Source organism: Nakamurella multipartita DSM 44233 (assembly GCF_000024365.1).
Lineage (GTDB): Bacteria > Actinomycetota > Actinomycetes > Mycobacteriales > Nakamurellaceae > Nakamurella > Nakamurella multipartita.
In genome coordinates this window covers 936,390-949,585 of the sequence record NC_013235.1, presented here as the reverse complement: position 1 = coordinate 949,585, position 13,196 = coordinate 936,390, and the positions used below count along the sequence as shown (strand labels likewise).

The 13,196-nt window shown below is 70.1% G+C and carries 11 protein-coding genes; 2 read left to right on the top strand and 9 right to left on the bottom strand.

Annotation, left to right across the window (positions count from 1 at the left end; genetic code table 11):
- Positions 1 to 203: 203 nt before the first annotated feature.
- Positions 204 to 1,601 carry an IS110 family RNA-guided transposase gene (locus NAMU_RS04290; RefSeq protein ID WP_041368389.1) on the top strand — a complete coding sequence of 466 codons (1,398 nt, stop codon included), beginning with the start codon at positions 204 to 206 and terminating at the stop codon, positions 1,599 to 1,601.
- Positions 1,602 to 1,809: 208 nt separating this feature from the next.
- Here the strand turns inward: NAMU_RS04290 and NAMU_RS04285 are convergent, their stop codons facing one another.
- From NAMU_RS04285 to lysS, 3 genes are all read right to left on the bottom strand, one after another.
- Positions 1,810 to 4,350, bottom strand: a complete 2,541-nt coding sequence (locus tag NAMU_RS04285; RefSeq protein ID WP_015746184.1) for an ATP-dependent Clp protease ATP-binding subunit — start codon at positions 4,348 to 4,350, stop codon at positions 1,810 to 1,812.
- Between the two features lie 363 nt (positions 4,351 to 4,713).
- Positions 4,714 to 5,073 (bottom strand): histone-like nucleoid-structuring protein Lsr2, encoded by a 360-nt coding sequence (locus NAMU_RS04280; protein WP_015746183.1) that lies wholly within the window; start codon positions 5,071 to 5,073, stop codon positions 4,714 to 4,716.
- A 215-nt stretch (positions 5,074 to 5,288) separates the two neighbouring features.
- Positions 5,289 to 6,758 (bottom strand): lysine--tRNA ligase, encoded by a 1,470-nt coding sequence (gene lysS, locus NAMU_RS04275; RefSeq protein WP_052307812.1) that lies wholly within the window; start codon positions 6,756 to 6,758, stop codon positions 5,289 to 5,291.
- Between the two features lie 132 nt (positions 6,759 to 6,890).
- On the opposite strand from lysS, the gene NAMU_RS04270 reads away from it, so the two are divergent.
- Positions 6,891 to 7,859, top strand: coding sequence for a hypothetical protein (locus NAMU_RS04270; protein WP_015746181.1), 969 nt, complete (start codon positions 6,891 to 6,893; stop codon positions 7,857 to 7,859).
- Here NAMU_RS04270 and NAMU_RS04265 read toward each other — a convergent pair.
- The 6 genes from NAMU_RS04265 to ftsH all read right to left on the bottom strand — a co-directional run bounded on the left by NAMU_RS04265 (position 7,801) and on the right by ftsH (position 13,084).
- Positions 7,801 to 8,280 carry a DUF3180 domain-containing protein gene (locus tag NAMU_RS04265; protein ID WP_015746180.1) on the bottom strand — a complete coding sequence of 160 codons (480 nt, stop codon included), beginning with the start codon at positions 8,278 to 8,280 and terminating at the stop codon, positions 7,801 to 7,803. The genes NAMU_RS04270 and NAMU_RS04265 overlap by 59 nt on opposite strands.
- Before the next feature lie 18 nt (positions 8,281 to 8,298).
- Positions 8,299 to 8,790 (bottom strand): 2-amino-4-hydroxy-6-hydroxymethyldihydropteridine diphosphokinase, encoded by a 492-nt coding sequence (gene folK, locus NAMU_RS04260; protein ID WP_015746179.1) that lies wholly within the window; start codon positions 8,788 to 8,790, stop codon positions 8,299 to 8,301.
- Positions 8,787 to 9,182, bottom strand: coding sequence for a dihydroneopterin aldolase (folB, locus tag NAMU_RS04255; RefSeq protein WP_015746178.1), 396 nt, complete (start codon positions 9,180 to 9,182; stop codon positions 8,787 to 8,789). Before folB ends, folK begins: the two co-directional genes overlap by 4 nt.
- A gap of 2 nt (positions 9,183 to 9,184) precedes the next feature.
- Entirely contained in the window at positions 9,185 to 10,141 is a 957-nt protein-coding gene (folP, locus tag NAMU_RS04250; protein WP_015746177.1) for a dihydropteroate synthase, read from the bottom strand.
- Position 10,142: 1 nt separating this feature from the next.
- A complete protein-coding gene (gene folE, locus NAMU_RS04245; protein WP_052308125.1) occupies positions 10,143 to 10,679 on the bottom strand; it encodes a GTP cyclohydrolase I FolE in 537 nt (178 codons plus the stop codon).
- Positions 10,680 to 10,801: 122 nt separating this feature from the next.
- Positions 10,802 to 13,084, bottom strand: a complete 2,283-nt coding sequence (gene ftsH / locus NAMU_RS04240) for an ATP-dependent zinc metalloprotease FtsH (RefSeq protein ID WP_015746175.1) — start codon at positions 13,082 to 13,084, stop codon at positions 10,802 to 10,804.
- Positions 13,085 to 13,196: the final 112 nt, after the last annotated feature.

Sequence of the window (13,196 nt, the reverse complement as noted above, 5' to 3'; positions counted from 1 at the left end):
AAAATGGGTGGTGGGTTGCCTGTCGACGCCGATTCGTTCGCTTGAGCTTCGAGCCCGTTGATCAGTCTGGCGCCGGGGCCCGACCTTGACGGGTCACGCACTGTTGCTTCGAGCACGCCGGTCAGATTTTCGGTTCCCGACCGAGGCCCCCGGGCAGCCCGCCGTGGCGGTGGTGCACCTCAGGGAAGGAGCGACGCGGTGTGATGACCAAACAGGTCGAGGAGATCCTCGACGAACCCCATGAACAGATCGTGCAGCGGGTCTGCGCGATCGACGTGGGCAAGGACTCGGGCACAGTCTGCGTTCGCGTACCAGCCGCGTCCGGGACGGGTCGGCGAGTGAGCAAAGTCTGGGACGTCCCGGCCCGAACCAGAGCGGTCCTGGGCCTGGCCGCACAGCTGTCAGACCAGGGCATCGAGAAGGTGACCCTGGAATCGACCTCGGACTACTGGCGGATCTGGTTCTATCTGCTGGAAGCTCATGGCCTGGACGTGCAGTTGGTCAATGCCCGCGATGTCAAGAACGTCCCCGGTCGCCCCAAAACGGACAAGCTGGACAGTGTGTGGTTGGCCAAGCTCACCGAGAAGGGGCTGTTGCGTCCATCGTTCGTGCCATCAGCGCAGGTCCGGCAGTTGCGCGACTACACCCGGATGCGGGCCGATCTGACCGGCGACCGGACCAGGTACTGGCAACGGCTGGAGAAGCTGCTGGAGGACGCCCTGATCAAGGTCACCTCCGTGGCGAGCAGGATCGACACCCTGTCCGTCCGGGACATGATTGAGGCCCTGATCGCGGGCCAGCGGGACCCGCGGGTTCTGGCCGGCATGGCCCGCGGCCGGATGCGGCTCAAGCACGCCGACCTGGTCGAGTCGCTGACCGGTCAGTTCGACGATCATCACGCCGAGCTGGCCCGGATGCTGCTGCATCAGATCGACACGCTGACCGATCAGATCGACGTCCTGACCGCACGCATCGAGGCACTCCTGGCCAGGTTGCCGGCCGGTAACACCCCCGATCCGGACCGCCCCGCACCGGATGGCCAAACTCGGCCCGGTACGAGGGCGAACGCACCCGCCGACGAGGCGGCCCAGCGCCGGACACCGCCGACGGCCGCAGACATGATCAAGATCCTGGACCAGATACCCGGGATCGGCCCAAGCAACGCACAGGTCATCATCGCCGAGATCGGGCTGGACATGAGCCGGTTCCCGACCGCTGGCCATCTGGTGTCCTGGACCCGGCTGTGCCCCCGCACGATCCAGTCCGGGAAACGATCAACAACCGGTAAGACCGGCAAGGGCAACCGTTACCTGCGCGCCGTGCTCGGTGAAGCGGCCGCGACCGGCGGCAAGACCCAAACCTTCCTGGGAGAACGCTATCGACGCCTGATCAAACGCCGCGGCAAACTCAAAACGATCGTCGCCATCGCCCGATCCATCCTTGTCATCATCTGGCACCTGCTCGCCAACCCCGGCACGACCTTCCACGACCTCGGCGTCGACTTCAACGACCAACGCATCGACATCGGACGCCGAACCCGTAACCACGTCCGGCAACTCGAAGCCCTCGGCTTCAACGTCACCCTGACCGCGGCCGCCTAAACCCGACACCCACTCAACCCGATGGTCACCACCACGGGTCACCCTTGGCTGCCCAACGGCACGTTGATTTTCCGGTCAGCGAACCCGGGCTCCGGCGCGGCGCTGGGGAGGGCGGCGGCGCCGGGGACAGGCTCCGGCCCCGGAAACGGCCGACGCCCCGCCACCTGGTCGGTGGCGGGGCGTCGGTCGGTCGTCCGGGCGGTCGGCGTCAGCCGGTGGCGCCTTCCGGGCCGGCGTCGATGGCCAGGCCGGCCGGCACCGCGTCAGGCACCTCGGACGGACGCGGCTCGCCGCGGAAGGTGAATTCCTTCGTCGGCTTGCCGGTGACGTCGGTGGCGTCCTGCACGTCGACCAGGATGATCTGGCCGGGCCGGATCTCGTCGAACAGGATCTTCTCGGACAGCTTGTCCTCGATCTCCCGCTGGATGGTCCGGCGCAGCGGCCGGGCACCCAGGACCGGGTCGAAGCCCCGCTCCCCCAGCAGCGTCTTGGCCGCGTCGGTCAGCTCCAGCGACATGTCCTTGTTCCGCAGCGCCGCTTCGACCCGCTTGAGCATCAAGTCGACCATCTGGTTGATCTCTTCGGTGGTCAGCTGGTGGAAGACGACCACGTCATCGATGCGGTTGAGGAACTCGGGACGGAAATGACGCTTGAGCTCGTCGTTGACCTTCTGCTTCATCCGCTCGTAGTTGGACTCCGAGTTGTTGCCCTGCTGGAAGCCCATCCCGACGGCCTTGGAGATGTCCTGCGTCCCCAGGTTCGAGGTGAAGACGATGACGGTGTTCTTGAAGTCCACCGTGCGGCCCTGGCCGTCGGTGAGCCGGCCATCTTCCAGCACCTGCAGCAGCGTGTTGTAGATGTCCTGGTGCGCCTTCTCGATCTCGTCGAACAGCACCACGGAGAACGGCTTGCGGCGCACCTTCTCGGTGAGCTGCCCGCCCTCTTCGTAGCCGACATATCCGGGAGGGGCACCGAAGAGCCGCGACGCGGTGTACCGGTCGTGGAACTCACCCATGTCGACCTGGATCAGCGCGTCCTCGTCGCCGAACAGGAACTCGGCCAGCGCCTTGGTCAGCTCGGTCTTCCCGACGCCGGACGGGCCGGCGAAGATGAACGAGCCGGAGGGCCGCTTGGGATCCTTCAGGCCGGCGCGGGTGCGGCGGATCGCCTGGGAGACGGCCTTGACCGCCTGATCCTGGCCGATGATCCGCTTGTGCAGCTCCTCCTCCATCTTCAGCAGTCGAGTCGTCTCCTCCTCGGTCAGCTTGAAGACGGGGATGCCGGTCCAGTTGGCCAGCACCTCGGCGATCTGCTCGTCGTCGACCTCGGAGATGACGTCCAGGTCGCCGTCCTTCCAGGCCTTCTCCCGCTCGGACTTGCGCGCCAGCAGCTGCTTCTCGGTGTCCCGAAGGGCGGCGGCCTTCTCGAAGTCCTGCGCGTCGATCGCCGATTCCTTGTCCCGGCGGACGCCGGCCAGCTTCTCGTCGAAGTCGCGCAGGTCCGGCGGCGCGGTCATCCGGCGGATGCGCATCCGGGCGCCGGCCTCGTCGATCAGGTCGATCGCCTTGTCCGGCAGGTACCGGTCGCTGATGTACCGGTCGGCCAGCGTGGCCGCGGAGACCAGCGCGTCGTCGGTGATGGTGATCCGGTGGTGCGCCTCGTACCGGTCGCGCAGCCCCTTGAGGATCTCGATGGTGTGGGCCACCGTCGGCTCGCCGACCTGGATCGGCTGGAAACGACGCTCGAGCGCGGCGTCCTTCTCGACGTACTTGCGGTACTCGTCCAGGGTGGTCGCGCCGATGGTCTGCAGCTCACCGCGGGCCAGCATCGGCTTGAGGATGGAGGCCGCGTCGATGGCACCCTCGGCCGCACCGGCGCCGACGAGGGTGTGGATCTCGTCGATGAACATGATGATGTCGCCGCGGGTGCGGATCTCCTTGAGCACCTTCTTCAGGCGCTCCTCGAAGTCACCGCGGTAGCGGGAACCGGCGACCAGGCTGCCCAGGTCGAGGGTGTAGAGGTGCTTGTCCTTGAGCGTCTGCGGGACGTCGCCGCGGATGATCGCCTGGGCCAGGCCCTCGACGACCGCGGTCTTGCCGACGCCCGGCTCGCCGATCAGCACCGGGTTGTTCTTGGTCCGGCGGGAGAGCACCTGCATGACCCGCTCGATTTCCTTCTCGCGCCCGATGACCGGGTCGAGCTTGCCCTCCCGGGCGGACTGGGTCAGGTTGCGACCGAACTGATCGAGGACCAGCGAGGTCGACGGGGTGCCCTCGGACCGGCCGCCCTCGGCCGCCGCGGTCTCCTTGCCCTGGTAGCCGGAGAGCAGCTGCAGCACCTGCTGGCGCACCCGGTTCAGGTCGGCGCCGAGCTTGACCAGCACCTGGGCGGCCACGCCCTCGCCCTCGCGGATGAGGCCGAGCAGAATGTGCTCGGTGCCGATGTAGTTGTGGCCCAGCTGCAGCGCCTCGCGCAGGGAGAGCTCGAGCACCTTCTTGGCCCGCGGGGTGAACGGGATGTGACCGGACGGGGACTGCTGCCCCTGGCCGATGATCTCCTCCACCTGGGCGCGGACGCCTTCGAGTGCGATGCCGAGGGACTCCAGGGCCTTGGCGGCCACGCCCTCACCCTCATGGATGAGGCCGAGCAGGATGTGCTCGGTGCCGATGTAGTTGTGGTTGAGCATGCGGGCCTCTTCTTGGGCCAGCACAACCACACGACGGGCTCTGTCGGTAAACCGTTCGAACATGTGCACTCCTTACGGGCGTGCGCGGTGAGGCGATCTGCCACTCGTCCCGCCCTGGTTCCCGTGAGCGGCGGGGTCGCCGTCTCGGGCCCGGAGTCGGATAGCTCACTGTAGTCGGCCAGTGGGCGCGATCCGCCCCGGAGAACGTGGCAGGTCACTGCGGCGACGGCACCGCGCACCGTGCCGTCACTGCAATCCAACGCTCCCCCACGGCGTCTCGTTCCGCCATCGCGACGGCTACGCCGTGGGCGAACAGGGCCGCAACGACCCGCCCGCGAACCGGGCGGCAGACGTATCGACCCCCGTCCGCAACCCAGGGGACAGGGGTCGATACGCGCCGGATCAGACCGGCTCAGGTCGCACCGCTCAGTGCGCGGCCTCGAACGCGGACAGCACGGTGGCCGACAGCCGGCCCCGCTCGGAGACCTCGTAGCCGTTGGACCGGGCCCACTCGCGGATCGCGGCGGTCTGCTCGCGATCGGGAGCGGTCCGGCTGCCGCGGGCGGCCTTGGCCGGCTTGGCCACCTTGGCCCGGGCGCCACGACGGCCGCCGTCCACCCGGCGAGCGCTGGCCACGTAGCTGGCGAGCGCGTCCCGCAGTTTTTCCGCGTTCTCCTCGCTCAGATCGATTTCGTACGACACTCCGTCAAGCGCGAACTCCACGGACTCCGCGGCCTCGGAGCCGTCCAGATCGTCCACCAACGAGACGGTGGTCAGGGTTGCCATTGGGTGAGCCTCCTAGAAACTGCTGTTTTCCCCGAACACCCAGGATAGAGCGGCCCGGGGCCACTTTTCCACTTTTTCCGCAAATGCCGTGCATCGCCTTTTCGCCACCCATCACGGAGCGAAGACCCCTTGGTGGCGAAGATCACCCACAGTCAATGCCCGGGCACAATACTTCATCCGTTCAATGCGTTTGCGTACGGCTCCGGTGACGTCCGTCATTCTCCCGGGCGCACGAATGGGAACAGGATGGTCTCCCGGATCCCCAGACCGGTGAGGGCCATCATGAGCCGGTCGATGCCCATGCCCATGCCGCCGGACGGTGGCATCGCATACTCCATCGCCCGCAGGAACTCCTCGTCCAGGACCATGGCCTCGTCGTCACCCAGGCCGGCAAACCGGGCCTGTTCCTGGAATCGCTGGCGCTGAATGACCGGGTCGACCAGTTCGGAGTACCCGGTGGCGATTTCGGTGCCACGGATGTAGAGATCCCATTTTTCGGTCAACCCCGGTTCACTGCGGTGATCGCGGGTCAGCGGCGAGGTCTCGACCGGGTAGTCGCGGACGAAGGTGGGGGCGACCAGGGTGTCGACCACCAGCTCGTCGAACAGTTCCTCGGCCAGCTTGCCCGGACCGTAGTGCGGAGCGACCGGCACACCGTGCTTCTCGGCGATCTCGATCAGTTCGCTCATCGGGGTCCGCACGGTGATCTCGCGGCCGGCCGCCTCGGACAGCGACCCGTACAGGGTGATCGCCGGCCACTCGCCGCCCAGATCGAATTCGTGCCCGTCGGCGTGGATCACCGAGGTCGTGCCGTGCACCGCGATGGCGACATTCTGGATCAGCGTGCGGGTCAGCTCGGCGATGCCGTTGTAATCCGAGTACGCCTGGTACGCCTCCAACATCGCGAACTCCGGCGAATGGGAGGAATCCACACCCTCGTTGCGGAAGTTGCGGTTGATCTCGAAGACCCGCTCGATTCCGCCGACCGCCGCCCGCTTGAGGTACAGCTCAGGGGCAATCCGCAGGAACACCTGCATGTCCAGCGCATTCATGTGGGTGGAGAACGGCCGGGCCGCGGCCCCGCCGTGCAGCACCTGCAGCATCGGAGTTTCGACCTCGAGAAAACCGCGGTCGTGCAGGGTCGCCCGCAGCGAGCGATTCACCGCGGCCCGCAGCTCCACCGTCCGCCGGGCCTGCGGCCGCACGATCAAATCGACGTAACGCTGCCGGACCCGGGCTTCCTCCGACAGCGGCTTGTGCGCGACGGGTAAGGGGCGCAGGGCCTTGGCGGCAATGGACCAGGAATCGGCCATCACCGACAGCTCGCCGCGCCGGGAGGTGATCACCCGGCCGTGCGCGAACAGGTGATCACCGAGATCGACGTCTCGTTTGAATGCCGCGAGAGATTCTTCACCCACGCCGGCCAGGGACACCATGATCTGCAATTCGCTGCCGGTGTCGCCGGCACCACCCTCGCGCAGGGTGACGAAGCACAACTTGCCCGAATTGCGCAGGAAGATGACCCGACCGGTGACGCCGACCAGTTCCCCGGTGTCGGTGTCCGGGGGCAGGTCGGGGAAGCGACGCCGGATCTCGGCCAGGCTCGTGGTGCGGGCCACCTCCACCGGATACGGTTCGACGCCCTGGTCGAGCAGGCGCTGCCGCTTCTCGCGACGGACGCGCATCTGCTCCGGCAGGTCTTCGTCGTCTACGGGGGTCGGTGAGCTCACGGCGTGTCAGCCTACTTGGCCGGCCGGCCCCGGCCCGACCATGCACAGCCGTGCCGAACCCCGATCCGCGGGCCGGACAATGGACGGATGACCAGCGTGACCGCGAGCGGGCCGGCCGGGCCGACGGTGCTGCCGGTCGAGCTCTGGCGGCCGCGGCAGGACGCGCACGAGGCCCGCGTCGACGAGCTCACCCGCGGCCATCGCGAGCGGGTCCGCCGCCAGCAGCCGCACCCGGTCGAGGACTTCCTGTTCTCCTACTACGACCTGCGGCCCGGCCAGCTCCGGCGCTGGCACCCAGGTTTCGACGTCGCTCTGGCCCAGGCCCCGGAGCGGGCCGGCTGGCGCTTCCACCGGACCCTGGAGCCGGACGGCGCGGTGGTCGGGGTGGACGTGCCGGCATTCCTGCCCGCCCGGGACGCGGCCCTGCAGTTCGTCCGGCGGCTGCTGCGGGCGACCGCGACGGCCCCCGCCCAGTACGGCTGCTTCGGGCTGCACGAATGGGCGATGGTCTACCGGCACGACCCCGACCAGCTCCGGCACAGCGGGCGGCGGCTGCGCCTGGGCCCGGCGGCCACCGACGAGGTGGTGCGCAGCCACCAGATCCGGTGCACCCACTACGACGCCTTCCGCTTCTTCACCGGGCCGGCCCGGCCGCGCAATCTGGTGCAGCCCACCCTCGACGGCCGCCTGCAGCTGGAGCAGCCCGGCTGCCTGCACGCGTCCATGGACATCTACAAGTGGGCCTACCGGCTGCTGCCGATGGTGCCCAGCGAGCTGGTGGTCGACGCGTTCGTGCTGGCCCGGCACATCCGGGAGGTCGACATGCGGGCCTCTCCCTACGACCTGGCCGATCTGGGCTACCCGCCGATCCCGATCGAGACCACGGCCGGCAAGGCCCAGTACGTGGCCGCCCAGCGGGAGTTCACGCAGCGGTCGCAGGCCCTGCGGGCGCGGGTGCTCGACGTCGCGGACCGGCTCGACGCCGGCCGAGCCTGGCTCAGCGCTGGTCGGGCACCAGGCAGGACCGCTCCAGGAACAACGCCCCAGCCACCATGACGACGGCGCCGGCCAGCCCGATGAAGCCGGTGATGCTGTCGGCCGCAGCGGCCGCGAACTGGGACCAGAGCGGCACCACGTACCCCAGCAGGCCCAGCCACAGCCCGGCCAGGGCCGCCCCGGCCAGCGCGCTGGCCTTGGCCACCAGCACCGCCCGGGCCGCGGTGAGCGGCTCCACCGGGCGGCGCGGGGACGGCCCGGTTGGTTGTTCGCGGGGGCGGATCCGGCGACGCAGCCCGAGGCCGGCCACCCCCTCGCCGATGCCTAGCAGCGCCGCCAGCACCCCGGCCAGCCGGGGCAACGGCGGAATCTGCGAGTAGCTGACCCGGACCAGCAGGTAGCCGGCGACCGCGGCGACCAGGCCGACCACCGCGAGGTCGCGCCACCGGGTCAGCCCCATTCGCCCGTCCGCGGTGCTCATGCCCGCCGCCGGCACCGGTCAGCGCACATGGCCGACGCGGACGATTCCGGACGTGTCCAACCGGTCGAGCAGATCCGCGATCGCCCCCGCCCCGGGCAGCTCGGCGGTGGGGTCGATCTCGGCCCACGGACGCAGCACGAAGGCCCGCTGGGCCGCCCGCGGATGCGGCAGGGTCAGCTCGGGCTCGTCGCTGATCACCGCGTGTCCGTGCACCTCGACCACAATGACGTCGGCGTCCAGGGTGCGCGGACCCCAGCGGATCGTCCGTTCCCGGCCGGCCTCCTGCTCCAACGCCTGACACCGTTCCCACCAGGCGTGCGCGTCGTTGCCGTCGTCCTCGGCGATGACCACCAGGTTGTAGTAGTCGGGCTGCGGCACTCCGCCCCACGGCGGCGTCCGGTAGATCGAGGAGACCGCCCGCACCGTCCGGCCCAGGCTATTCACCGCCGTCTGCAGGTGCGCGGTGCGATCGCCGACGTTGGATCCCAGGGACAGGACCGCGCGACTCATGACCCGGCTCCGGTCCGGCCCGCGCCGTCCCGCCGGATGGAGCGGCGGATGGTGACGCTGACATCGGCGAAGGTCAACGGGATCGGCGCGGACGGCTTGTGCACGGTGACCTCGACGGCGTGCACGGGATAGTCGCGCATGATCCGGTCGGCAATCTCACCGGCGACCGCCTCGATCAGATCGCGGGGCGGCCCGGTGACCACCTGCGCGGCCAGCTGGGCCAGCTCGCCGTAGTTGACCGTGTGGGTCAGGTCGTCGGTCGCCGCCGCCGCGGTCAGGTCCGCCCAGACCGTGAGGTCGACGACGAACCGTTGCCCGTCCCGCTTCTCGTGCGGGTAGACGCCGTGGTGGCCGAACAGCTCCAGCCCGACCAGCGTGATCCGGTCCGCCATGCTTATTCGCTCCCCCGGTCGGCACCGCCCGTGACCGGGTCGGCGGGCGCATCATAGCCCGGCGAATGATGACACAGCCGCTCGGGGTCCAGCCGGCGAACCGGCCCGCGTCCGGTGACCGCGGCCGCCACCCGCACCGCGTCCAGGGAGTCGGCGGCCTCATGCACCCGCACTCCCCAGGCGCCGGCCGCGGCGGCCAGCCCGGAGATCACGGTCGTTGCCGCCTCCCGCCCGGCCGGCGGCCGCGGTCCGGCGGCGTCGGCCAGCAGGGCGCCCAGGAACCGTTTGCGGGAGGCGCCGACCAGCACGGGCAGGCCCCAGCCGGGCCCGTCCAGACCCGTGATCGACGGCAGCGCCCGCAGCAGGGCCCAGTTGTGCTCGGCCGTCTTGGCAAAGCCCAGACCCGGGTCCAGCACGATCGCGTCCTCGCGGACCCCGGCGGCCAGGGCGGCCTCCACCCGGGCGCTCAGCTCCCGCCGGACGTCGTCGACGACGTCGTCGTAGACGGCCAGGTCGTCCATGGAGGCACTGTGGCCGCGCCAGTGCATCAGGATCCAGGCGACCCCGGCGTCGGCGACCGCCGCCGCCATCTCCGGGTCGGCCAGGCCGCCGGAGACGTCGTTGACGATCCGCGCGCCCGCGGCAACGGCGGCTGCGGCGACCTCGGCCCGGGTGGTGTCGACGCTGCACCGCACGCCCTGGGCGGCCAACGCGCCGACCACCGGGACGACCCGCGCGGCCTCGACCTCGGCCGCCACCCGGTGGGCCCCGGGGCGGGTCGACTCGCCGCCGACGTCGACCAGGTCGGCGCCGGCCGCGACCAAGGCCAGGCCCCGCTCGACCGCGGCCGGGGCGGCCAGGTAGCGGCCACCGTCGGAGAACGAATCCGCGGTCACGTTGACCACGCCCATGATCACCGCGCGCTCCAGCGGCCGGCCGCTGGCGGGCGATCGGTTCATCTCATCGGCCGGTGATCAGGCTCATCGCCTCGGCGCGGGTGCGGGCCTGCGACTGGAAGATGCCGCGCACCGCGGAGGTGGTGGTCACCGCGCCCGGCTTGCGGATCCCGCGCATGGCCATGCACAGATGCTCGGCCTCGATCACGACGATGGCGCCGGCCGGACGCAGCCGGTGGACCAGGGCGTCGGCGATCTGCGTGGTCAGCCGCTCCTGCACCTGCGGCCGCTTGGCGTAGCCGTCGACCAGCCGGGCCAGCTTGGACAGGCCGGTGACCCGGCCGTCCGGCCCCGGGATGTACCCGACGTGGGCCTGGCCGAAGAACGGCACCAGGTGGTGCTCACAAGTGGAGTACAGGTCGATGTCCCGCATCAGGATCATCTCGTTGTGGTTCTCGTCGAACGAGGTCTGCAGCACCTCGCTCGGATCGGTGAACAGACCCGCGAACTGCTCGGCGTAGGCCCGGGCCACCCGGGCCGGCGTCTGCAGCAGCCCGTCCCGGTCCGGATCCTCCCCGACCGCGAGGAGCAGTTCGCGCACCGCCGCCTCGGCCCGGGCCTGGTCGAACGGTGCCCGGGCCGGGCCCGGGCCGCCGTTCGCGCCCGGCGAGCCGTCCGTGGCGGCGGCCGGCGCGCGGCCCGCATCGGTGGCCGGCCCGGCGGTCACGACTGACGGTCCCGCGGCGGTGCCCAGGGGTCCTGCGGGTCGACCGGTCCGGTCGGCTGACCCCACGTGCCGTGCCCATGCCCGTTCGGCGGCCCGCCGTAGGAGCTGCCATTCGGCGGAGGCCCGGCGGGCTGGTTGCCGTTGCTGGGCCGACCGTAGGGGCCCGGGTCGTACGGCGCCAACGGACCCGGCAGCACCCCGCCGGTCCAGTTCGGCGGCGGCTGGGGGGCCGACCGCTGGGGATCGGGCTTGGGCGTGTTGTAGCCGGCCTGGCCGGGGTAGTCGGCGGCGACGCCGACCGGCACCGGCCGCTGCGACCCGGGCTTGGTCAGCTCGGGCTGGACCGGCGGCCACGGCTCGCCGCGCTCGATGGCCAGCTCACCCGGGGTCTTGATCGGCGGGCGGTCCGAGGGCAGGCGCGGCCCGAACTCGTCGAACGCAGTGATCCGCGGACGCTTCTCCACCTCGGCGAAGATGACCTCCAGGTCCTTGCGTTCCAGGGTCTCCTTCTCCAGCAGGGCGCCGGCCAGCGCGTCCAGCACGTCCCGGTAGGTGTTGAGCACCGCCCAGGCCTCGGTGTGCGCGGTCTCGATCAGCGCCCGCACCTCGCCGTCGATCTCGCTGCCGACCTCGATGGAGTACTCGGGGCCGCTGCCATAGGTCCGGCCCAGGAAGGGCTCGTCGTCGCCGTGGCCGTACTTGACCGCACCCAACTTGGCCGACATGCCGTACTCGGTGACCATCGCCCGGGCGATCTTGGTGGCCTGGGCGATGTCGGAGGACGCGCCGGTGGTCGGCTCGGCGAACACCAGCTCCTCGGCGGCCCGACCGCCCATCGCCATGACCAGCCGGGCGATCATCTCCGAGCGGGTCATCAGCGACTTGTCGTCCTCGGGCACCACCAGTGCGTGACCGCCGGTGCGGCCCCGGGGCAGGATCGTCACCTTGTAGACGGGCTCCAGGCCCGGCATCGCCCACGCGGCCAGGGCGTGCCCACCCTCGTGGTAGGCGGTGATCTTCTTCTCCTTCTCGGAGATGACCTTGCCGCGGCGGGCCGGACCGCCCACCACCCGGTCGACCGACTCCTCCAGCGCGGCGTTGGTGATCACGGTGCCGTGCTCGCGGGCGGTCAGCAGGGCGGCCTCGTTGATCACGTTGGCCAGGTCCGCGCCGGACATGCCGACGGTCCGCTTGGCCAGCGGCAGGAACTCGACGTCGGGGGCGAACGGCTTGCCCTTGGCGTGCACGGCCAGGATCGCCTGCCGGCCCTTGAGGTCGGGCTGGCCGACGGGGATCTGCCGGTCGAACCGGCCCGGCCGCAGCAGGGCCGGGTCCAGGATGTCCGGCCGGTTGGTCGCGGCGATCAGGATGATGCCGCCCTTGGCCTCGAACCCGTCCATCTCGACCAGCAGCTGGTTCAGGGTCTGCTCGCGCTCGTCATGACCGCCGCCCATGCCGGCGCCGCGATGGCGGCCGACCGCGTCGATCTCGTCGACGAAGATGATGGCCGGCGCGTTCGCCTTGGCCTGTTCGAACAGGTCACGCACCCGGCTGGCGCCGACCCCGACGAACATCTCGACGAAGTCCGAGCCGGAGATCGTGTAGAACGGCACCCCGGCCTCGCCGGCCACCGCGCGGGCCAGCAGGGTCTTGCCGGTGCCGGGCGGGCCGTACAGCAGCACACCCTTGGGGATCTTGGCCCCCAGGGCCTGGTAGCGGGCCGGGTTCTGCAGGAAGTCCCGGATCTCGTCGAGCTCCTGCACGGCCTCGTCGGCCCCGGCCACGTCGGTGAACTTGGTCTGCGGCATGTCCTTGGTCAACAGCTTGGCCTTGGACTTGCCGAAGGACAGGACCCGGTTCCCGCCGCCCTGGGCGTTGTTCATCATCCAGAGCAGGAACAGGATGATCAGGCCGACCGGGATCAGGTAGATCAGCAGGGAGAACAGGGTGGACTCGCTGGTGACCACCGTGTTGTAGCCGCCCGAGACGTTGGCCGTCTGGACGTCGTCGAAGATCTGCTCCCCCGCCGAGGCCGGGTAGTTGGTGTAGATCTTGTTGCTGCCGTCGACCGGGTTGGTCAGCGTCAGCCGGAGCCGCTGTTCCTTGTCGTCGATCGTGGCCTCGGTGACGTTGCCGTCCTTGAGCTGGGACAGCGCGACCGAGGTGTTCTGCTGCACGTACCCGCGGGTGTCGTCGGCGAAGTAGCTGTACATCAGGTACAGCACCAGCACGACCGCGATCCACACCAGCGGCGAGCGAAGAAGACGCTTCTTGTCCATATGGCTCCGGGCCGATGACGGCCGCGACCTCCCTGACGGTTCTCGAGTGCGGCGGCCGGCGAACCGACGGACGACCCGTCGGGTTCGGACGACCTCGCACATCCGGGCGGCA